This window comes from Nicoliella sp. ESL1120 (genome assembly GCF_058508515.1).
On sequence record NZ_CP196383.1, the window covers coordinates 1,470,582 to 1,492,651 of the forward strand.

The following is a 22,070-nucleotide window of genomic DNA, read 5'->3' on the forward strand; positions in this document are numbered from 1 at the left end:
ACCCCTTATAATTAATCGATTGATTGAAGTGCATTAATGATGGCAACCTTGTAAACATCCTCAGCATTACAGCCCCTAGATAAATCAGAGACCGGCTTGTTGAGTCCTTGTAAGATTGGTCCGAGGGCCTCAAAGCCACCCAAACGTTGTGCAATCTTATATCCAATGTTCCCAGATTGTAATTCAGGAAATACAAAGACGTTTGCGCGACCCGCTACTTTAGATCCTGGAGCCTTCTTAGCACCGACTTCAGGAACAAACGCAGCATCAAATTGTAATTCACCATCAACTGCTAAATCAGGTTGCTTTTCATGAACTAATTCAGTCGCTTCTTGGACCTTCTTAACCATTGGACCACGTGCGGACCCCTTAGTTGAAAAGCTCAACATCGCAACAGCAGGATCAATTCCAAATTGTTTTGCAGTCGCAGCACTAGCAATCGCTACGTCAGCCATTCCATTCGCATCTAACTCTAAGTTGATCGCACAATCAGCAAATACATAACGTTGATCACCCTTGAGCATGATAAAACTACCACTTACCAACTTAATTCCTGGCTTGGTCTTAATAATTTGTAAGGCGGGACGAACGGTATCACCAGTTGGATGTGCAGCTCCAGAAACCATTCCATCGGCTTTATCTAAATAAACCATCATGGTCCCAAAGTAGTTGGGATCAGTTAGCCATTGCTTAGCAGTTGCTTCATCGGTCTTCCCATTACGACGTTCAACCAGTGCAGTCACGTATTCCGCTAATTCATCTTCTGGTAAATTTAAATAATCAAAAATCGTCAATTGACTTAAATCAACTTCGTATTCATCAGCAACCCGCTTAATCGTTGCTGGTTTCCCCAGTAGAATTGGCTTAACAACCCCATCTGTGGCTAATCGACTAGTCGCCTCAATAATTCGAATATCTTCACCTTCAGGGAAAACAATCGTTTTTTGAGCTTGGCTTACCTTGTTCTTTAAACTTTCAAATAGATCCATCTTGTAATCCTCCATTACTGTGCATTTAAATCCGCTAGTGCTTGTTGAAAATCAACATGTTCAGGAAGTTGCCAATCAATCGGCCGTTCACCCATTGCCACTAAGGCCTCATTGGTCTTAGAAAATGGACGCGAGCCAAAGAACCCCCGATTAGCAGAGAGCGGACTAGGGTGGGCAGACTCCAAAACAATATTACTTTGTGTATTGATAAATTTAACCTTATCGCGCGCTGCTCGACCCCATAGTATAAAAATAACTGGTTGCGGCCGTTCAGACAGTTTCTGAATCGCAGCATCCGTGAGTTCTTCCCAGCCCTTCCCCTTGTGGGAAAAGGCAACCCCATTTCTGACGGTTAGAACCGAGTTCAAAAGTAAAACCCCTTGTTTGGCCCACTTTTCAAGAAAACCGTGGTTAACAGGTTTAATGCCCAAATCGCTATATAGTTCCTTATAAATGTTTCTAAGCGATGGTGGCACAGGTACCCCAGGCATTACAGAAAAACTCAACCCGACTGCTTGATTTGGTTCATGGTATGGGTCTTGGCCTAAGATGACGACTTTAACCTTACTAAAGGGGGTCCACTGAAACGCTTCAAAAATTTGGTTCATCGCTGGATGAATCTGATAGTGACTATATTCATCCACTAAAAAATGTCTTAAATTTTGATAATAGGTTTTTTCAAACTCTGGTTTTAAAACATCCCACCAATCATTATGAATAAACTGCTTCATTTACAAACACCCCTAATTAATTTTATCATCATTAAACATTCCAGTAACCACAAAAAGCGGTTCTCAAACAAATTAAGAATCGCTTTTAATAATGCTTCAAGACGCGATCAATTTGACGGTTTTGATCCCGTTTCTTTAATGTTTCACGCTTATCATATTCATGTTTCCCCTTAGCAACACCAATTAAAACCTTAGCAAAACCATTTTTAATATAAATTTTAAGTGGAACGATTGTAATTCCCTTTGCTTTAGTGTCATTTAATAAGCGGGTAATTTCTTTTTTATGGAGCAATAATTTCCGATTGCGCAACGGGTCATGATTAAATTGATTCCCCTCAGCGTACTCACTAATGTGTACGTTTTCCAAGTAGGCTTCATGATTCCTAATTCTTACGAAACCGTCCTTTAGATTCACCCGCCGATCGCGAATTGATTTAATCTCGGTTCCTCTTAAGACCATGCCTGCTTCCATCGTACTTTCAATCGTATAGTCATGACGCGCCTTTCGGTTTTGCGCCATCAAATTATCATCATTTGGTTGTCGCTTTTTTTTAGCCATAGAATTTCACCTCACCTTAAGTTAATTGATTAATGGGAGCGGTGATTATTATTGTTGTGACCATTACCATGATGGTTATTATTAGAGTGACTCCGTTTTTGACCGCCGCCATGATTACTATTACGATTGCCACCACCGTTGCGATGATTGCGATTACCGTTCCGATTGTTGTTAGAACGACGATTGCCGCCACCGTGACCGTGACTTTGTTTTGGCAACAAATCGCTAGTTGGCGTTTTTTCTGGATTAACAATGTCAAAATCAACCGTACTTTGTGCAGGATCTGCACCTACTACCTTGACGCGTACGGTTTGGCCAATCTTATAGGTCCGCTTCGTCCGCCGTCCCACTAACGCTAGGAACTTTTCAACGTATTCGTAATAATCATCCTTCATCCGACTAATGTGAACAAGCCCTTCAACGGTGTTAGGTAGTTCAATGAACATCCCAAATTTAAGCACGGAACTAACCGTAGCATCAAATTCTTCGCCGATGTGATCAGCCATGTATTCAGCCTTCTTCATCGAATCGGTATCACGTTCAGCATCAACCGAACGCCGTTCACACTTAGATGAATGATCAGCAACTTCTTCTAATAAGCCGCCACCAAACTTGGCCTTACTTTCCTTATTAATTCCGTTATCTTCATAGTAATGAATCAAACGGTGAACAGTAGTATCAGGGTAACGCCGAATTGGCGAAGTAAAGTGGGTGTAGAATTCAGCCCCTAACCCAAAGTGACCAAGTGATTGATCAGCATAACGAGCTTGTTTTAAACTTCTTAACATCATTACTGAAACAACGGCTTCTTCAGGCTTACCAGCAACCTTTTTGAGCACGTTTTGTAACATCTTTGGCTTTAATTTAGCGGGATCACCCTTCACATCGATTCCAAACGCAGTTAAAAATTCAAAGAACTTTTTAACCCGTTCTGCATCAGGCGTTTCATGGACCCGATAAATAAATGGCGCATGCTTTTCACTGTAGTGTTGGGCAACGGTTTCATTAGCTGCTAACATGAATGATTCAATCATCTTTTCAGCAGTGCCCCGCACCCGTAACTTAATGTCGATGGGGTGCCCTTTTTCATCCACGATGATTTCAGCTTCGCGATCATCAAAGTCAATTGCACCACGTTGTTTCCGATGCTTGTATAGGATTTTGTGTAATTTACCCATTGTTTCAAACATTGGCACTAGTTCAGAATACTCTTCCATCGTTTGGGGATCTTTAGATTCTAAGATCTTATTAACGGCAGTATACGTCATCCGTGCCTTAGAACGCATAAAACTAGGGTGGATTCGATGCTTAACAACGTTTCCAGCTGGGGTGATTTCCATCTCACAACTCATACATAACCGAATTACCCCTTCGTTCAATGAACAAATTCCATTGGATAATCGTCGTGGCAACATTGGAATTACCCGATCGGTCAAATAAACAGAAGTCCCCCGCTTATAGGCTTCTTCATCCAATAAACTTCCTGGCTTAACGTAGTGACTAACGTCGGCAATATGAACTCCAAGGTGATAATTACCATTTGGTAGTTTCCAAGCGGTAACGGCATCATCTAAATCCTTTGAAGCTTCCCCATCGATCGTCACCAAGTTTTGGTCAGTAATGTCTTCACGACCAGCTAACTCAGAATCTAATACGTGATCTGGGATTGCGTCAGCTTCTTGTAAAACATCTTCAGGAAATTGAGATGGGATATCATGAGCGTAAACAATTTGAAGAATATCGATTCCTGGATCGTCAACACTCCCAATTACTTGCTTGGCAATTCCCACCATCGCTTCTGGATGTTCATCATTTGGGTATTCAGTGATTTCAGCAGTCACCACTTCCCCTGCTGTTGGTTTCAAGCCCACTTCTGTAACAAAGAACTTAAATTTAAGTAGCTTCTTATCTTTTAATTCAATTTGGCCGTAATAACCATCATCATCACCAGTTTGAACAAAATTACCCACTACCTGGGTATAATTATGTTCTAAAATCTTAGTAACCTTAGCCTTTGGACCCCTGTCTGAGTCTGGTTCACCAGGTGCTACGATTTCAATTTCAACAGTATCACCATTCATTGCATGCATCGTAAATTCAGGAGCGATAAATGCATCGGATTCATTTTCATCAAAGTCCACAAACCCAAATCCCTTTTGATTTGAATGGAAAATCCCCTGTGGCTTCATTGCTTTAGGGTTTACTGTAAACTTGCCATCTTGGGTAACTAGGGCTTTTTCTTCGCGCTCTAAGCGTGCTAATTCTTGAACAATTAACTTAAAGGCTTCTGAACCATGGTAACCTAATTCATCAGATAGCTCGCTTACTTCAAAGCTAGTCTTTGCATTTTGCTTAAGAACAGCCTCAATTTCGTCTTTTAATTTATTATCTTCCAAAATAGTTTCCTCATTATTTCTAGATTTCGATTTTAATCGATTTTATTTTCGTAATTTAACTACTTATATTTTAACATTATTTAATTTTAAAGTAATTCAATAGCGCCAATAATATATAATAAAAAACCTTCCGCCGTAAAACAGAAGGTTTCTTAATTAATGTGATGAGATCCAAACTAGCGCAAGTGCATCCACAAAGAATAAAATCCCAAGAACCGTTGTTACTCTTTGCATAAATGCTTCAAATCCCCGTGGCTTAGACTTAGAGAATAAGTCGTCAGCACCACCGGTCAAAGATGACATTGCATCGTTAGTTTTAGCTGGTTGCATTAGTACTGCAATAATAATTAAAATACTAATGATCCAAAATATCGTCATTAAAAAGTTATACAAAATAATGCCTCCTATTTTCTTCAAGGCTCAATCTACTATTCAACATTTTACCATATCTAACTGGTGGTTTCCAATGTAGTAAAAATCAATCACGGCGCTTCAATAAATTGGTCAACATTTGGCTGTAAATCGGTTGCCCATGCAATAAGTCTACTACGGCGTATGCAATCAACGAAACGACCGCAAGCGACATCAAATGGGTCACGGTCCCGACCATTTCTGTAATCAACAGGACTGCCGTAAATGGAGATTTAGTAATGCAGGCAAAATACGCTGCCATCGAAATTATGATTAAGTTAATTACTAATCCAGCAGCAATCACGTGCCAACTAACTAGTACCTGGCCATATAGTGCGCCTAAAATTGCCCCTAGCGTCAAGATCGGTAGAAAAATCCCCCCAGGAACCCCCGATCCATAGGAAAGGGTTGCAAAAACAAAACGAACTACTAAGTACACTAATAGCATTAAAATTCCGGGCACCGCATTCGCAATTGCTAAAATCAGTCCATTCCCGCCCCCAAGCGTAATCGGGAGGAAGTAACCAATCGGAATCACCAGCACTAACGGAATCATTACGAAGTAGTTACTAGCCATAAATTGAAACGGACGGTAGAACCACTGGGCATTTAAAGTTACCTGTTGGTAAACAATGCCGCCCAGCCCCAATAAGATTCCTAAAATAATTAGCAACCAGTATTGATCAAGCGGGAATGAATGTGCATATTCAATATGAAGCACCGGCGTTTGGCCAAATACCTCCGTTGAAACAAAGTTGGCGGCAATGGAGGCACAAATGGTAGTAGGCCAGACCCTCATTGGAAATTCATGGTAAATCTCTTCCAGGACAAATAGCGCACTGGCAATTGGGGCGTTAAAAGCGGCTGATAACCCCGCTGCCGCCCCAGCGGCAATTGCCACCCGTCGGGCACTGCCGGTTAACCCTTGCCACTTAGCAATGCCCTGGGCAGTCGTCGAACCCAGCTGAATCGATGGTCCCTCGCGACCTAAGAACAATCCACTCCCGATCGCAAGCACCCCGCCAACGAATTTTTTCCATAGGATCGGCCAAAAGGGATAATCAAGACGGTTGGCAAGCTGGCCCTCGACCTGTGGGATTCCAGAACCCTTGATGTCTGGCGATTTTTTAATGCACCACCCCACGAACAAACAGATTAAAATGTTGATCAACAGCATTAAAAGCAACCAGAGATGATTCAAATGGGCCGCTTGATAAAGCTGCTTGACCCAGTCTAAGTCCATTTCAATCAACCACCGAAAGAGGCTCACCACCGCACCAACGGCAAGACCAACTAACGCTCCATCCCATAAATACGCAATTTGTTTCCAATTTAACTTCTGCATCCCTTAATTCAGCTCCCGAATCATATTAATTATTATCATAACACAACAAAAAAGCTTTGGAACCAAGTTCCAAAGCTTTTGAGCAGCAAATAAATTTAATTACTTGTTGATAATGTTTTCACGAGCTTGTTCACTCAAGTTGTAGAATGAGTGAATTCCCTTGTATTGAGAAACCTTGCCTAATTGGTCTTCGATTCTCATTAATTGGTTGTACTTAGCGATCCGTTCGCCACGACTCATTGAACCAGTCTTGATTTGACCAGCGTTAAGAGCAACAACTAAGTCTGAGATAGTAGTATCTTCAGTTTCACCAGAACGGTGTGAGATGATAGCAGTGTATCCAGCTTCCTTAGCCATTTCAACGGCACGAACAGTTTCAGTTAAGGTACCGATTTGGTTAAGCTTGATTAAGATTGAGTTAGCAACACCCATCTTAATTCCCTTAGCTAGGTAATCAGTGTTAGTAACGAATAAATCATCACCAACGATTTGAACCTTCTTACCTAAGCGACGGGTAGCCATTTGCCAGTCTTCCCATTCGTTTTCATCCAAAGGATCTTCGATTGAAACGATTGGGTACTTGTCTACTAAGCTTTCAAGTAAAGTAACGAATTCATCAGCTGAGTATGACTTACCATCACCAACTAAGTTGTACTTCTTAGTCTTTGGATCGTAGAATTCTGATGAAGCACAGTCAAAGGCAATTGAAATGTCCTTACCTGGCTTGTAACCAGCCTTAGTAATTGCTTCTACTAAGATTTCGAATGGTTCTTCGTTGTTTTGTAAGTCAGGAGCAAATCCACCTTCATCACCAACGGCAGTGGAGTAACCACGGTCGTTTAAGATGCTCTTTAAGTTATGGAAGGTTTCTGAACCCATCCGAATAGCTTCCTTAACACTCTTAGCACCAACGGGCATAATCATGAATTCTTGGAAGTCAACCTTGTTGTTAGCATGCTTACCACCATTGATAACGTTCATCATAGGTGTTGGAAGTAAGTGTGCATTGAAACCACCAAAGTAGTTGTATAATGGAACACCTAATTCGTCAGCAGCAGCACGAGCAGCAGCTAGAGAAACACCTAAAATAGCGTTAGCACCTAACTTACCCTTATTAGGAGTACCGTCAAGCTTGATCATAGCTTCGTCAATAGCTAATTGGTCAGTTACATCGTAACCAACGATTTCCTTTGCAATGATGTTGTTAACATTGTCAACGGCTTTAAGAACACCCTTACCCATGTAACGGTTCTTGTCGCCATCACGTAATTCAACAGCTTCATGTTCACCAGTTGAGGCACCAGATGGAACGATTCCACGGCCAAAAGCACCGGCTTCAGTATATAATTCTACTTCAACAGTAGGGTTACCACGTGAGTCTAGGACTTCGCGAGCAAAAATATCGGAAATAATTGACATTGTATTCTCTCCTTAAGTGAAAGTTAATTACCCATTGGGTACAAAACCAATGAGCCGTAGTATGAACAACCTTGCAAAACAAAGTTTACGACAAAATATGAAACATTTTATCAGGGACTGTCCAACACCCCTTTAAAACTGAATAAATATATCATTTATTCATCATCTACATTGTTATGATACCATTTTTTGATTTTTAAAACCAATAAATCAACTATAATTATCGGAAAAATTAATAATGAATTAAATTTAGGAATTCTTTGGGATCAAGACTTGCACTTCCGACTAAAACACCATCAATGTCAGGTTGTGCCATTAGTGCCTTTACATTTTTGGGATTAACACTTCCACCGTATAAAACTCGAATGGAATCGGCAATTTCTGATGAATAAAGCCGACTGATCGTTTGCCTGATCAATGCACACCCCTCTTCAGCTTCAGCTGAACTAGCGGTAATTCCAGTTCCAATTGCCCACCGCGGTTCATAGGCAATCATCATATGCAACGCATCTGATTCTGAAACGTTTTTAAATGCTGCGATCACCTGGCTAACCACCCAATGCACTCCGTCTGAAGTCTCGGTCCTAACTAACGTCTCATCACAACAAACAATCGGATTGATATGATTCCGCAGCAATGCATGAACCTTTTTATTAACGACTTCATCATCTTCATCAAAATAATGGCGGCGTTCAGAATGACCAGCAATCGAATAGGTAACACCAGCCTCAGCCAACGCCTTCGGGCTAACCTCACCAGTGTAAGCCCCGGTATCATGATAATCACAATTTTCAGCACCAATAATGACATCGGTCCCACTAGCATGTTCTAGTAGCGGCCATAGGTATAGTGGTGAAGCCGCAATCATCACCTGGACTTCAGCTGGCCGCGGAATTTGATTTTTAATCGTTTCGATGTATGGAATCACTTGATCTGGCATCAAGTACATCTTCCAGTTAGCTCCAATAAATGGAACCCGTTTTTGGGCACTCATTAATAAGCTCCCCCTTATCAGGATATTAGCACGATTGAGTGTCTTCGTACCCAATCATTTTACTATAAATATTTTTACTTAAGCAATTCGGATTGGAAACTTAAGGAAAATATATGTAAACAAAAAAGCCGTGCAATCAGCACGACTTTTAATAAATAATCAAAATTATTTATCGGAAATTGCAGCAATTCCTGGAAGGGTCTTACCTTCAAGGTAAGTAAGTGAAGCTCCACCACCAGTAGAAACGTGAGTTAACTTGTCAGCGATTCCTAATTGCTTAACAGCAGCAGTAGAGTCACCACCACCAACGATTGTAGTAGCATCTTGTAAGTTAGCTAAGAAATCACCAACTGCTAAGGTTCCCTTAGCGAAGTTGCTCATTTCGAACACACCCATAGGTCCGTTCCAAACAACAGTCTTAGCATCTCTTAAGACGTTTTCAAATTCTTGAATTGACTTAGGACCGATATCTAAAGCCATCATTCCATCAGGAATGTCACCTTCAACGATTTCAGTCTTAGCATCGTTAGCAAATTTATCAGCAACAACGTTGTCAACAGGTAATACTAACTTGTCGCCAGCCTTGTCTAAAATTTGCTTAGCTAAATCGATTTTGTCTTGTTCAACTAATGAATTACCAATCTTGATTCCCTTGGCAGCGTAGAAAGTATAAGTCATTCCACCACCAATGATAACCTTATCAGCTTTATCTAATAAGTTATCGATAACGGTAATCTTATCAGAAACCTTAGCACCACCTAAAATGGCAACAAATGGACGCTTAGGATCATTAACGGCATTGCCAAGATACTTGATTTCCTTTTCCATTAAGAAACCAACCGCAGCTGGCTTACCAGCAGCTTCCATTGCCTTAGCAATTCCAACGTTTGAGGCATGAGAACGGTGAGCAGTACCAAATGCATCGTTTACGAATACATCACCAAGTGAAGCCCAGTATTCACCAAGTTTTGGATCATTACCAGATTCGCGCTTTACATATTCACCGTTAACAACATCTTCGTAACGAGTGTTTTCAACTAATAAAACATCACCGTCGTTCATCTTATTGATAGCATCTTCTAATTGAGGACCTTCAGTAGTAGGAACGAAAGTTACTGGCTTATTTAATAAGTTTGAAAGCCGTTCAGCAACTGGGCGTAGTGATAATTCTTTTTTATCGTCTTCACTCTTGATTCTGCCAAGGTGAGAGAAGATAATTGCTTTACCACCATGATCAACAACATAGTTGATCGTAGGAAGTGCTGCTACGATACGGTTATCATCACCGATTACACCATTCTTAATTGGAACGTTGAAATCAAGACGCATTAATACTTTTTTATCTTTTAAATCTAAATCAGAAACAGTTAATTTAGCCAATTTAGATACCTCCTAAATAAATATTAACTTAACACTTTTAATAATACAGCATTTAGAACCTAATCTCAAAGCAAAAGGTCAGCCATATTAAAATGTTAAATATAATAAAAAGGTGGAAGAGTAACCTCCCCCACCTTTTTTAGATTTTAATTATTTAATTTAATTAAAACTGCTTTTTATAGTTGAGCAAACTTCAATAAAGTACGAACCATGTTACAAGTGAAGCCCCATTCGTTATCGTACCAAGTCCAAACCTTAACTAATTGGTCATCACCAACAGTAGTTACGTCAGTTTGGGTAGGATCAAATACTGATCCGTGGGTATCACCAATGATATCACTTGATACAATTGGATCTTCAGCGTAACCGAAAGCATCGTTACCTTCAGTATGCTTCTTGATTGCTGCATTAACTTCGTCAGCAGTAACCTTCTTGTCCAAAATAGCAGTTAATTCAGTTAATGAACCGTCAACTAATGGAACACGTTGAGCAACACCGTTTAACTTACCTTGTAATTCTGGAACAACTAAACCAAGCGCCTTAGCAGCACCAGTTGAATGAGGAATCGTATTTGCGCTAGCAGTACGGTTATTTCTCATCTTCTTACCTCTAGGACCATCCAAGATAGCTTGAGTGGAAGTGAAGGCATGGATAGTAGTCATAGTACCAACCTTGATACCGAATTCCTTGTTCAAGAAGTAAGCTGATGGTGCAATACTACTAGTAGTACATGAACCAGCAGAAACGATCTTGTCGTCAGCGTTAAGAGTGTCCAAGTTAACACCAGGAACAACAGTCTTGATTTGACCAGCAGGTGCTGAGATCAAGACACGCTTTGCGCCAGCGTCCAAGTGAGCTTGTGACTTTTCAGCTGAAGTGTAGAAACCTGTACATTCAAGAACATAGTCAACACCATTGTTCTTTACCCAAGGAATTTGTGAAGCATCCTTTTCTGCGTATACAGGGTATTCCTTACCGTCAACCACGATACCAGTGTCAGTTGAAGAAACCTTACCTGGGAACTTACCGTGAGTTGAGTCATACTTCAATAAGTAAGCTAACATTGATGGAGTAGTTAAATCGTTGATAGCTACCACTTCGATGTCGCTTGAGTTAAGTTCGTGGATCCGCTTGAAAGCTAAACGTCCAATGCGTCCAAAACCATTAATACCAATTTTTACAGTCATACTGAATTTTCCTCCTTTAGGAAATAATAAGATAAATATTATTTTAAAGCAGTACAACAGTATACTACCACTTTTTACTGCTAGTGTCAGCCCCATTGCTCAATAAAATTTTTGAACAAAAACAACTGTCAAAGCAACTTACTAGGTAATAATTATCTTTATATTGCAGTATATCAACCGCTTTCATAATTTGCAAAACATAGGCCTTACTGTTTAAATTTCTAATAACGCCCCTTGCAATTTCATCATTTTTACGATATAGTTTTATATTGTTCGATTGAAAATATAATCATATGCGCCTGTAGTGTAATGGATAGCACGTAAGATTCCGGTTCTTGAGATGAGGGTTCGATTCCCCCCAGGCGCACTCAGATAAAAAACGTTAGCAGCTTTACTGCTAACGTTTTTTTATTGATTCGTTTGTTGGCGCTTGATAACTGCCATTACTAAATTCTTGGGCAAAATCGGGAGAAATCGCACTAATGGTCGTTGCCACCATTGCAATCCAGCAAAAACATTTAGCTTCCCCTTCATCATTCCACGATAGCCCCGTTTAGCAACCTTACTAGCATTGGCACCGTGGGCAAATAGCTTGGTGCTAGTTAAGTTTCCAGCCGTAGCAAATCCTGTTTCAGTTACGCTAGGCAACAGGGTGGTCACGGTTACTTGTGTATCTGATAATTCAGAGCTGATGGCGTTGCCAAGCGAAGCCAAGTATGCCTTAGTGGCAAAATATTCGGCCTGCATCGGACCAGGCACCAACGCTGCCACCGAAGCGACGTTCAACACCCGTCCAGCGTTGCGCTTAACAAACTGGGGGAGAAATAATTTTAATAACCGCGTGGGGGCTTCAGCATTAACATGTAGCATGTTAATATCTTGTGAACCCGTACGATCCATGAATGTCCCCTGGCCACCAAATCCCGCATTGTTGATCAAATAATCAACAGTCAGGCCAGCTGATTGAACCTGGTCAAAGATGGTTTGGGCAGCTGATAGATCTTTAAAATCAACGGTAATCGTGTTAATCGGCACGTTAAATCGTTGCGCTAATTTACTTTGCAGGTGGGTTAACTTATCAGCGTTACGGCCCACTAAAATCAGTTGATGGCCATCATTAGCAGCCAATTGAGCAAATTCAATTCCAAGTCCTCCAGTTGCTCCAGTAATCAATACGGTTCCCATGTTGTTTCCCCCACCAATCGTGATATCATTATTTAAAATAATAACATAGCCGATGTATAATGGTGTCAATCGAAGCAGATAATTCAATTATTTGCAGTGATTTTATACGTCGCTTTGTGGGCAAATGTTTTGACCTTCATTGACTATTAAGATAGAATTTAAATAGTCTAATTTTCAAATTAAATCAAAATTTAGGGGGACATTTAAAATGAACTTAATCCCAACTGTAATCGAGCAATCCGCTAACGGCGAAAGAGCTTATGACATTTACTCTCGGTTATTAAAGGATCGGATTATCATGTTATCCGGCCCAATCGAAGACGATATGGCAAACTCAATTATTGCTCAATTATTATTCTTGGATGCACAAGATTCTGATAAGGATATTTACCTATACATTAACTCACCAGGTGGGGTCATCACTTCTGGAATGGCGATTTACGATACAATGAACTTCGTTAAGTCAGATATCCAAGTGATCGTAATGGGGATGGCTGCTTCAATGGCCAGTGTACTTGCTTCATCAGGTACTAAGGGCAAACGTTTCGCATTACCACACGCCCAAGTTATGATTCACCAACCATCTGGTGGTGCTCAAGGGAAGCAAAGCGATATTGAAATCGCAGCAGAATCCATCTTGAGCGCTAGAAAGATGTTAAACAAGATCTTATCCGAAAACTCTGGCCAAACGGTTGCTAAGGTTAACCGTGATACCGATCGTGATAACTACTTAACTGCTGAAGAAGCCGTTAAGTATGGATTACTCGATGGAATTATGACCAGCAAGAATGAACAAGATAAAGATACTAAAAAATAATTAATCCCTTATAATTGGGATAATTAATTTAAAAGCAGTAGTCAATTAGTTGGCTACTGCTTTTTTTGGCTATAAAATGGGGGCTTAGAACATAAGACACGTTAAAACATTGATTTAGCAAGCTTTTAATCGACTTTGTAACCATAAATCCACCCATCAATTCACCCTTAAAAATAAGGATAAGCTACCATTTTTCTCAATGCTTTGATACTATACTCATAATAAATTGTACAATAACTAATTCAATATTTAACAAGGAGGAACAATGGAAACCATAATCAATAAAATCACCCTAAATCTAAGGGTGGCTCGTTCTACAATTAAATGGTGGTCAATTGTAGCGGTTCTACTATTTATAGCTAACCTAACCACCAGCGCTTTAAGTGATAATGATTTAAGCACCCTAATAGCAGTGCCAACCGTTTATACTTTAATAGCGGCTTTAACATATTTAATCAGGATTCTGATTATTTACGTAGTCCTTTCATTAATCCCAATTGCTTGGATAACTAAAGCACTATGCTTCATTAGTACGGCGGTAGTTTTTAGTGGGATTGGTTCGATTATTATCAACTTTTCATTAAACAATATTGGTGGATCATTAATCAAAATCATTTTCAACCTCAGCTATATTGTTTTAATCTATATGGTTGCTACCGTTTCAATTCAAACCATTCATGGCATTAAATTCCAATCCGATCGTAGTTACCTTGCAAAGTGGTCCAATGCTTTTAAAATTACGTTGCACTCCCATTGGCATCAATTAATAATTGCAATGATCATTTATTTTGTATTGCTGACTATCATCCAAGTTCCATTAACTAATTTTTAAATTAACATCTGATAAAAACACACCTTAAAACCGTCAATAAGACCGTTCTAAGGTGTGTTTTAAATTAATATTAAAAATTAATTTTTTCCCCTGACTTCCTTAAACGTAAATATAATTAAAACACCATAGTCAAGGACGATCGCCCTAAAAAGAGCACCGACATACGTAAAAGTAGCAATTTCAAATCCTAATCGAGCAAGCTTTTCGATTTGTAAGGTAAAAAATAGCGCTGTCATCACTAGTAAGAATAACCATGAAAATGGCATTTTATTTCTAATTGTAACTTTATTATTAAAATAATAAACGTGGATTGAAAAGAATAAAATTATAGCAATTATTTCAACGAAAAAAGAAAAATCTATAAATCCAGTAAATAAATTAAATAAATTCAGCCCCATTGCTACCAAATTAAAATACCAAGCTATTAAGGCGTAATTAATTTGACGGCCCTTGTTATTACTGCGTTCCTTAGCTTTTGGATGATCTAAAACCGCAATCAAATCCGTATTATATAATTCCGAAAGCTGTTTAATCGTGTAAATATCAGGAACGCTCCTATCATTTTCCCATCCAGACACCGTTTTTCTAGAAACGTGCAGATGATCAGCAACGTCATTTTGGGTTAAATTAACTTTATTCCTTGATTTTTTTAATTTTTGACCTAATTTCATTTCAATCCCTTTTTACTAATTATTCATTTTCCATCGCCGTAATTCGTTCCTCAGTTTGCATGCGCAGATTTTCAGCAAAATCATTAATCTTTTTCAAGCGGTGGTTAATGCCTGACTTAGAAATTACCCCACTGGGCACCAATTCGCCAAGTTCCTTTAGGGTCACTTCTTTATTCTCTAAGCGAATTTCGGCTACTTCGCGTAACTTATCTGGGAGCTGGTCTAAGCCAACCGTTTCGGCAATAAAGTTAATGCTTGCGATCTGCTTCGTTGCAGCATTGGCCACCTTATTCATGTTAGCGTTCTCACAATTGACCAAGCGATTGACGGAGTTGCGCATATCACGGACAATTCGAATATCTTCAAAGTGTAACATCGAGTTGGTGGCGCCAATCAACTGCAAAAAATCAGCAATTTTTTCAGCACCCTTTAAATAGGTAATAAACCCACTGCGTCGACTAGTAGTCTTGGCTTCTAGGTGATAACGATTCATCATCTCAGTAATCATTTCGTTGTGGGTTTCGTATAACGAGTAAATTTCCAAGTGATATCGCGATGTTTCTGGATTATTAACTGAGCCACCAGCTAAAAAGGCTCCCCGCAAATAAGAACGAACTTGGGAATCACTTTCCAGTAGTGCGAGCGGCACAGTTTCAACTAATTCATACCCCTTTAAAATCCCCAAATCATCTAAAATCTTTTTGGTATTGGTAGTAATTCGCACTACATATACATTATTTTTCTTTAACTTCATTCGTTTACGAACGATTAAATTACTCTCAACATCATAAAATTCTAATAATAAACGATAGATTCGCCTAGCAATCGCAGGGTTTTCGGTTTGAACATTTAAAATTAATTCATGGTTAACGATCGTTAAAGAACCATTCATTCTAATCAATGCCATTAACTCTGGCTTAGCGTTTTCTCTATGAACCTTAAGCGTCGTTAGCTCCTTTTTGACTTGACTAGCATACGACATTTATCTCACTCCATTCCGTTACCCATTTATTTATTATCAATCAGCTTCAAAAGCTCATTTGATACCGCTTCACCGTTATGGTAAGCACCATGGTCATGAAGTTTTAAGAAATCAGAAGTAATTACCTTACAATTTTGATTTAAAAGCCCTGATTGATCATGGGTAACTTGAATTGAACTTTCATCTTCATTGCGGTGAATATAGTTTACTGGGACCTTTTTATTATTCACCATTACCGCATCAATAATATTATGGTTAAAATGACGATTCAAAACCGCAACGTGATCTGAATCAGTAAAGCCATTCGTTTCGCCACTTTGGGTCATAATATTACAGATATAAACAATTTCTGCACTTGTATGAAGGACCGCATCATGTACCTCTGGAATCATTAAATTCGGTAAAATACTAGTAAACAAACTACCTGGTCCTAAGACGATTTGATCAGCGTTTAAAATCGCATCAACTACCGGTTGAACAGCCTTAGGAGCCCCCATTTGATCATCACGATCGACCCAAACTCGTTCAATCATCTTATGGGCCTTAGTAATTTCGGATTCTCCAGCTAATTGCGTTCCATCAGTAAATTCAGCGTGCAAGGTAATTAGATCATCACTAGCTGGATAGATGTGTCCCTTAACCTGCATAATCCGAGTTAAATCTTGAACCCCTTGAAAAATATTACCCTTCATCTCAGATAAAGCGGTAATCAACAAATTACCAATTGCATGTCCAGCTAAAAATTTATCGCTTCCCTTGAAACGATATTGAAACAGCTTCAAAAATTCAGGATCAGCATCTGATAATGCCACGATTACGTTTCGAATATCACCAGGTGGCACCACGTTAATGTAGTTTCTAAGCACCCCGGATGATCCCCCATCATCAGCAACAGTAACAATTGCAGTGATGTCGACGTCTTTATCCTTAAGTGCCCGTAGAATCACTGGGACCCCGGTTCCACCGCCAATCACAACGATTCGAGGTTGATGTGATTTAATTTGTGGCATTCCGATTCCCCTCCTTATTATTGAAATGGTTTTAATGTAATTAATTTTATTTTTAGATGGCCTAAATCACCATAACTTTTAGTATAACATACCTGGTGTTTCTTTTTGATCATAAAACAAAAAAAGACGAACATTCGTCTTTTTCTTATCATTTATTTAATTTTTCAGTTCTTTCAGTATCAGTCTCCAAAACCGGTTTTAGATACTGGCCAGTATAACTAGCTTTAACCTGACAAACTTCTTCTGGGGTACCAGTCGCAACGATTTGGCCACCACCATCCCCACCTTCGGGACCTAAGTCAATCAAGTAATCAGCTGTTTTGATCACATCCAAGCTATGCTCAATGACCAATACCGTATTGCCCTTATCAACTAACTCGTGCAAAATTTTCAAGAGTCGTCCAATGTCATCGGTATGCAACCCAATCGTTGGTTCATCAAGGATGTATAAGTTCTTTCCGTTTGATTTTTTGTACAGTTCAGCTGACAGCTTCATCCGTTGGGCTTCCCCACCGGAAAGCGTGGTGGCGGATTGACCTAGTTTAACATAGCCAAGCCCGACTTCATCAATCGTCTTCAATTTCCGAGTGATTTTAGGAATTGCCTTAAAGAACTTCAGAGCTTCGCTAACCGTCATGTCTAAAACATCTGAAATATTCTTGCCCTTATATTCAACCTCCAAGGTTTCAGCGTTATAACGCTTTCCATGACAAACCTCACAGGGAACGTAGACATCGGGGAGGAAGTTCATTTCAATCTTTAAAATTCCATCCCCATGACAAGTCTCACATCGGCCACCCTTCACATTGAAACTGAAACGGCCCTTCTTATATCCGCGTAGCTTAGCCTCGTTGGTTTCCGCAAAGAGATCGCGAATATCATCAAAAACACCGGTATAAGTGGCTGGATTACTCCTTGGGGTCCTGCCGATTGGGCTTTGATCGATACTAACTAACTTTTCGATGTTCTTGTAGCCACGAATTGACTTGTATTTCCCGGGCCGTGCTGAATTATGATTCAGTTTCTGAGCGAGAGCCCGCTTTAAAATCGTGTTCACTAACGTTGATTTACCGGAACCAGATACGCCAGAAACAACTACAAATTCGCCAAGGGGGAAACTAACCGTTACATCCTTTAGGTTATTTTCCTGTGCTCCAGTAATTGTAATTTTTTTACCATTGCCATTTCGCCGTTTTAAAGGAACTGGAATAAACTTCTTACCAGAAAGATATTGACCCGTCAATGATTTAGGGTTCTTAGCGATCTGTGCTGGGGTCCCAGCAGCCATCACCTGCCCACCATTTTGCCCAGCTCCAGGGCCGATATCAACAATGTAATCCGCATCCTCCATGGTATCCTTATCGTGTTCAACCACGACCAACGTATTCCCCAAATCACGCATTGATTGCAGCGATTTGATCAAACGATTGTTGTCCCTTTGGTGCAACCCGATTGAAGGTTCATCTAGAACATAAAGCACTCCTGAAAGATTAGAACCGATTTGTGTTGCCAAGCGAATCCGTTGCGATTCGCCCCCAGAAAGGGTACCAGCAGTTCTGGCCAGGGTAAGATAATCCAACCCAACGTTTTTCAAAAAGGTTAAGCGGTCAATAATTTCTTTAATAATCGGTTTAGCGATCACGGAATCCTTTTCACCAAAATGAAGTTGGTGAAAGTAATTCAATTCTTTTTCAACATCAATTGCTGATACTTGACTAATGTTTTGATCGGCCACTTTCACACACAATGCCCGTTCGTTCAACCGATAGCCATGACAAGTCTGACAGGTCAATTCAGTCATGTATTCACGCATTGTTTTGCGCGTGAACTCACTATTGGTGCTATGGAACCTTCGATCGATATTATTCATGACCCCTTCAAATGGCATATCGAGATCACGCGTCCCACCAAAATTGCTTTCAAAATTAAAATGGAACTGCTTCTTTCCTGAACCATAAAGCACTAGATCACGTTGCTTTTTCGGCAATTTATTGAACGGAGTATTCATATCGATACCGAATTGCTCACACGCCTGTTTTAACATGTTCGGGTAGTATTCTGAACTAATTGGGTTCCAAGGTGCTAATGCCCCCTGTGCCAAGGTCTTAGTCCGATCAGGAATCACTAAATCCTGATCTACTTCAAGTTTGACCCCTAACCCATCACAGTCAGGACAAGCCCCTAATGGTGAGTTAAAAGAGAACAAGCGGGGTTCTAACTTACCAACCGTAAAACCGCAAAATGGACATGAGTAGTGTTCTGAAAAGACCATGTTATCACGTTTACCCATGAAATCGGCAATTGCATACCCATCACTTAACCGTAACGCCGCTTCCAATGAATCCGATAACCGCGATTTAATTCCATCTTTAATAATGATTCGATCGATCACGACATTGATGGTATGCCGTTTATTTTTATCTAATTCAATCGAATCATCCAAGTCCATTACTTCACCATCAACTTGAATGCGGACAAACCCTTCACGTTTAATTTTTTTGAGCAGTTCCTTATGTTGCCCCTTTTTATCACGAACAACGGGAGCTAAGATCTGGAGCCGTGTGCGTTCTGGCAAGTTGATTAACTCACCCATCATTTGATCGACCGATTGACTAGTAATCTTGGTTCCATCATTAGGGCAGATCGGCGTCCCGACCCGTGCCCATAACAATCTAAAGTAGTCATTAATTTCGGTAACGGTCCCCACTGTTGAACGGGGATTATGAGAGGTTGTTTTTTGATCGATCGAAATGGCTGGACTCAACCCTTCAATCGAATCAACATCGGGCTTATCCATCTGGCCTAAAAATTGCCGAGCGTAGGAAGACAGACTTTCTACGTAGCGACGTTGTCCCTCTGCATATAGCGTATCAAAGGCCAATGAACTTTTTCCAGAGCCCGATAAACCAGTCATCACCGTTAATTGATTCTTAGGAATTGTAACGTTAATGTCCTTGAGGTTATGTTCACGCGCCCCACGAATAATAATTTTATCGTTTAACACTTAGCACCATCCTTACATTTTTGCTTGTAGTTCAATAATCGTATCCCGAAGGTTCGCAGCATGTTCAAAATCAAGCCGCTTCGATGCATCTTGCATTTCATCTTCCAGCCGCCCAATCATTGCTTGTTTTTCTGGTTTCGTCATCTTCTTAAAATCAGTTTCAATAATTTCGTTATTCGACTCGGCATTTTCAGCCTCAATTTTATCCCCACTGACCGAGATAACTGGGGAGATCGCTTTTTTAATCGTGTGTGGCGTAATTCCATGTTCATGATTGTATTTTTCTTGAATTTCACGCCGCCGTTGCGTTTCATCAATTGCTTTTTTCATTGAATCGGTCATCGAATCAGCGTACATGATTACTTCACCGTTTTCATTTCTGGCTGCCCGTCCGATGGTTTGAATCAGTGAACGCTCATTTCTCAAGAAACCTTCCTTATCAGCATCTAGAATTGCTACTAATGAAACTTCAGGGACGTCAATTCCCTCCCGCAAGAGGTTAATGCCGACCAACACATCGAATTTACCAGCACGGAGGTCGTGGATGATTTTGGTCCGCTCTAAAGTCTTGATATCACTATGCAAGTAGCGTACCTTGATTCCTAGGTCCTTGAGGTAATCAGTCAAATCTTCGGACATCTTCTTGGTCAACGTTGTCACGAAAACCCGTTCGTTGCGTTCGATTCTTTGGTTGATTTCACCCACTAAATCATCCATCTGCCCCATAATTGGCCGCACCTTTACGATTGGATCCAATAATCCGGTTGGTCGAATAATTTGTTGAACCACCTGGTCAGCATGCTTTAATTCGTATGGTCCCGGAGTTGCAGACATGTAAATGACTTGGTTGATGTGATCCTCAAATTCAGGCATTTTTAATGGCCGATTGTCAAGGGCACTCGGCAACCTAAACCCATATTCGATCAAACGCTCTTTTCTGGCCTTATCACCATTATACATCCCACCAACCTGGGGAATCGTTTGGTGAGATTCATCAATGACCATTAAAAAGTCCTTCGGAAAGAAGTCCATCAACGTGTAAGGAGGTTCGCCTGGTTTACGGCCATCCATAAATCGAGAATAATTTTCAATCCCGTTGGTATAACCCATTTCACGCATCATTTCAATATCGTATGTGGTCCGCTGTTTCAGTCGTTGGGCCTCTAGTAGTTTACCCTCTGACTCTAACTTAGCGTGTTGCGTCTTTAATTCCTTTTGAATCCCGTCCAAAGCGTGATCCATAATCTGATCATCAGCTAAAAAGTGGGTTGCTGGGAAGATTACGATTTTATCTTTATCACTGATAATTTCGCCAGTTAAAGTATCAACTTCTCTGATTCGATCAATTTCATCGCCAAAGAATTCAATCCGATAGGCATACTTACTCCCAGAAGCGGGAAAGACTTCAACCACATCGCCACGGACTCTGAACCGGCCGCGTTGAAAATCAATGTCATTACGGTCAAATTGAATGTTGACCAACTCCCGTAGCAACGTATTTCGATCAATTTGTTGCCCGACTTTTAGCGGAATCGTGTGGTCAAAGTACTCCTTAGGACTCCCTAACCCGAAAATTGCAGAAACAGATGCCACGACAATTACATCGTTACGTTCTAGCAACGCACTGGTAGCCGCATGCCGCAATTGATCAATTTCATCATTGATCGAAGAATCCTTTTCAATATAGGTATCACTGGAAGGCACATATGCTTCTGGTTGATAGTAATCATAATAACTAACGAAATATTCAACCGCATTATGGGGAAAAAAGCGCTTCAGTTCACTGTAGAGCTGTCCTGCAAGCGTCTTATTATGGGACAGGACCAAAGTGGGTTTGTTCAAATTCTTAATCACATTAGAAATAGTAAACGTCTTCCCGGTTCCAGTTGCTCCCAATAGGATTTGTTCCCTATCACCCTTTTTTACTCCATCAGTCAACTCTTGAATGGCTTTAGGTTGGTCCCCCGTTGGCTGGTAATCTGAAACCAAGTCGAATTTATTATCCGTAATTCGATTAATCTCTGCCATCTAATTTATCCCCCTTCAATTCTTTCAATATTAATTAATTAATATTTTAGCGTAATAAAAAGTGGGGAAGATTCCTCCCCCACTCGTTTACTTTATTTTAACACTGTTGTCTATTTTTGAAAGAATAAGC

The 22,070-nt window shown here is 40.2% G+C and carries 18 protein-coding genes and 1 tRNA gene; 3 read left to right on the forward strand and 16 right to left on the reverse strand.

What is annotated here, in order from left to right; translation table 11 throughout:
• Nucleotides 1-11: 11 nt before the first annotated feature.
• The 10 genes from pta to gap all read right to left on the reverse strand — a co-directional run bounded on the left by pta (nt 12) and on the right by gap (nt 11,411).
• Nucleotides 12-989 (reverse strand): phosphate acetyltransferase, encoded by a 978-nt coding sequence (gene pta / locus ACSYTE_RS06370; RefSeq protein ID WP_491716607.1) that lies wholly within the window; start codon nt 987-989, stop codon nt 12-14.
• A gap of 14 nt (nt 990-1,003) precedes the next feature.
• Nucleotides 1,004-1,720: a uracil-DNA glycosylase gene (locus ACSYTE_RS06375; RefSeq protein ID WP_491716608.1), complete on the reverse strand. Its 717-nt coding sequence runs from the start codon at nt 1,718-1,720 to the stop codon at nt 1,004-1,006.
• An 85-nt stretch (nt 1,721-1,805) separates the two neighbouring features.
• Nucleotides 1,806-2,279 (reverse strand): SsrA-binding protein SmpB, encoded by a 474-nt coding sequence (gene smpB / locus ACSYTE_RS06380; protein WP_491716609.1) that lies wholly within the window; start codon nt 2,277-2,279, stop codon nt 1,806-1,808.
• A 29-nt stretch (nt 2,280-2,308) separates the two neighbouring features.
• Nucleotides 2,309-4,675 (reverse strand): ribonuclease R, encoded by a 2,367-nt coding sequence (gene rnr, locus ACSYTE_RS06385; RefSeq protein ID WP_491716610.1) that lies wholly within the window; start codon nt 4,673-4,675, stop codon nt 2,309-2,311.
• Between the two features lie 156 nt (nt 4,676-4,831).
• Nucleotides 4,832-5,068, reverse strand: a complete 237-nt coding sequence (gene secG, locus ACSYTE_RS06390; RefSeq protein WP_491716611.1) for a preprotein translocase subunit SecG — start codon at nt 5,066-5,068, stop codon at nt 4,832-4,834.
• 85 nt (nt 5,069-5,153) lie between these two features.
• On the reverse strand, nt 5,154-6,431 hold the full coding sequence (locus ACSYTE_RS06395) for a ClC family H(+)/Cl(-) exchange transporter (RefSeq protein WP_491716612.1): 1,278 nt from the start codon (nt 6,429-6,431) through the stop codon (nt 5,154-5,156).
• 99 nt (nt 6,432-6,530) lie between these two features.
• Nucleotides 6,531-7,850 carry a phosphopyruvate hydratase gene (eno, locus tag ACSYTE_RS06400; protein ID WP_491716613.1) on the reverse strand — a complete coding sequence of 440 codons (1,320 nt, stop codon included), beginning with the start codon at nt 7,848-7,850 and terminating at the stop codon, nt 6,531-6,533.
• Nucleotides 7,851-8,082: 232 nt separating this feature from the next.
• On the reverse strand, nt 8,083-8,844 hold the full coding sequence (tpiA, locus tag ACSYTE_RS06405) for a triose-phosphate isomerase (RefSeq protein WP_491716614.1): 762 nt from the start codon (nt 8,842-8,844) through the stop codon (nt 8,083-8,085).
• Nucleotides 8,845-9,009: 165 nt separating this feature from the next.
• Nucleotides 9,010-10,224 carry a phosphoglycerate kinase gene (locus tag ACSYTE_RS06410; protein ID WP_491716615.1) on the reverse strand — a complete coding sequence of 405 codons (1,215 nt, stop codon included), beginning with the start codon at nt 10,222-10,224 and terminating at the stop codon, nt 9,010-9,012.
• A gap of 176 nt (nt 10,225-10,400) precedes the next feature.
• Nucleotides 10,401-11,411, reverse strand: a complete 1,011-nt coding sequence (gene gap, locus ACSYTE_RS06415; RefSeq protein ID WP_491716616.1) for a type I glyceraldehyde-3-phosphate dehydrogenase — start codon at nt 11,409-11,411, stop codon at nt 10,401-10,403.
• Nucleotides 11,412-11,706: 295 nt separating this feature from the next.
• On the opposite strand from gap, the gene ACSYTE_RS06420 reads away from it, so the two are divergent.
• Nucleotides 11,707-11,778: transfer RNA gene (locus ACSYTE_RS06420), tRNA-Arg, on the forward strand.
• Nucleotides 11,779-11,819: 41 nt separating this feature from the next.
• Here ACSYTE_RS06420 and ACSYTE_RS06425 read toward each other — a convergent pair.
• On the reverse strand, nt 11,820-12,665 hold the full coding sequence (locus ACSYTE_RS06425; protein WP_491716617.1) for an SDR family NAD(P)-dependent oxidoreductase: 846 nt from the start codon (nt 12,663-12,665) through the stop codon (nt 11,820-11,822).
• Nucleotides 12,666-12,804: 139 nt separating this feature from the next.
• On the opposite strand from ACSYTE_RS06425, the gene ACSYTE_RS06430 reads away from it, so the two are divergent.
• Both ACSYTE_RS06430 and ACSYTE_RS06435 read left to right on the forward strand, forming a co-directional pair.
• Nucleotides 12,805-13,413, forward strand: a complete 609-nt coding sequence (locus ACSYTE_RS06430; protein WP_491716618.1) for an ATP-dependent Clp protease proteolytic subunit — start codon at nt 12,805-12,807, stop codon at nt 13,411-13,413.
• A 265-nt stretch (nt 13,414-13,678) separates the two neighbouring features.
• Nucleotides 13,679-14,245 (forward strand): hypothetical protein, encoded by a 567-nt coding sequence (locus tag ACSYTE_RS06435; protein ID WP_491716619.1) that lies wholly within the window; start codon nt 13,679-13,681, stop codon nt 14,243-14,245.
• Between the two features lie 77 nt (nt 14,246-14,322).
• Here the strand turns inward: ACSYTE_RS06435 and ACSYTE_RS06440 are convergent, their stop codons facing one another.
• The 5 genes from ACSYTE_RS06440 to uvrB form a co-directional block, all read right to left on the reverse strand.
• Nucleotides 14,323-14,916, reverse strand: coding sequence for a helix-turn-helix transcriptional regulator (locus ACSYTE_RS06440; protein WP_491716620.1), 594 nt, complete (start codon nt 14,914-14,916; stop codon nt 14,323-14,325).
• A gap of 19 nt (nt 14,917-14,935) precedes the next feature.
• A complete protein-coding gene (gene whiA, locus ACSYTE_RS06445; protein ID WP_491716621.1) occupies nt 14,936-15,898 on the reverse strand; it encodes a DNA-binding protein WhiA in 963 nt (320 codons plus the stop codon).
• 26 nt (nt 15,899-15,924) lie between these two features.
• Nucleotides 15,925-16,908 carry a gluconeogenesis factor YvcK family protein gene (locus tag ACSYTE_RS06450; RefSeq protein WP_491716622.1) on the reverse strand — a complete coding sequence of 328 codons (984 nt, stop codon included), beginning with the start codon at nt 16,906-16,908 and terminating at the stop codon, nt 15,925-15,927.
• Between the two features lie 148 nt (nt 16,909-17,056).
• Nucleotides 17,057-19,912, reverse strand: a complete 2,856-nt coding sequence (gene uvrA / locus ACSYTE_RS06455) for an excinuclease ABC subunit UvrA (protein ID WP_491716623.1) — start codon at nt 19,910-19,912, stop codon at nt 17,057-17,059.
• A gap of 12 nt (nt 19,913-19,924) precedes the next feature.
• Entirely contained in the window at nt 19,925-21,940 is a 2,016-nt protein-coding gene (gene uvrB / locus ACSYTE_RS06460) for an excinuclease ABC subunit UvrB (RefSeq protein WP_491716624.1), read from the reverse strand.
• Nucleotides 21,941-22,070: the final 130 nt, after the last annotated feature.

Coding starts and splice junctions, on each gene's coding strand:
- pta (WP_491716607.1), bottom strand. CDS start 989: ATGGATCTATTTGAAAGTTTAAAGAACAAGGTAAGCCAAGCTCAAAAA.
- ACSYTE_RS06375 (WP_491716608.1), bottom strand. CDS start 1,720: ATGAAGCAGTTTATTCATAATGATTGGTGGGATGTTTTAAAACCAGAG.
- smpB (WP_491716609.1), bottom strand. CDS start 2,279: ATGGCTAAAAAAAAGCGACAACCAAATGATGATAATTTGATGGCGCAA.
- ACSYTE_RS06395 (WP_491716612.1), bottom strand. CDS start 6,431: ATGCAGAAGTTAAATTGGAAACAAATTGCGTATTTATGGGATGGAGCG.
- eno (WP_491716613.1), bottom strand. CDS start 7,850: ATGTCAATTATTTCCGATATTTTTGCTCGCGAAGTCCTAGACTCACGT.
- tpiA (WP_491716614.1), bottom strand. CDS start 8,844: ATGAGTGCCCAAAAACGGGTTCCATTTATTGGAGCTAACTGGAAGATG.
- gap (WP_491716616.1), bottom strand. CDS start 11,411: ATGACTGTAAAAATTGGTATTAATGGTTTTGGACGCATTGGACGTTTA.
- ACSYTE_RS06430 (WP_491716618.1), top strand. CDS start 12,805: ATGAACTTAATCCCAACTGTAATCGAGCAATCCGCTAACGGCGAAAGA.
- ACSYTE_RS06435 (WP_491716619.1), top strand. CDS start 13,679: ATGGAAACCATAATCAATAAAATCACCCTAAATCTAAGGGTGGCTCGT.
- ACSYTE_RS06440 (WP_491716620.1), bottom strand. CDS start 14,916: ATGAAATTAGGTCAAAAATTAAAAAAATCAAGGAATAAAGTTAATTTA.
- whiA (WP_491716621.1), bottom strand. CDS start 15,898: ATGTCGTATGCTAGTCAAGTCAAAAAGGAGCTAACGACGCTTAAGGTT.
- ACSYTE_RS06450 (WP_491716622.1), bottom strand. CDS start 16,908: ATGCCACAAATTAAATCACATCAACCTCGAATCGTTGTGATTGGCGGT.
- uvrB (WP_491716624.1), bottom strand. CDS start 21,940: ATGGCAGAGATTAATCGAATTACGGATAATAAATTCGACTTGGTTTCA.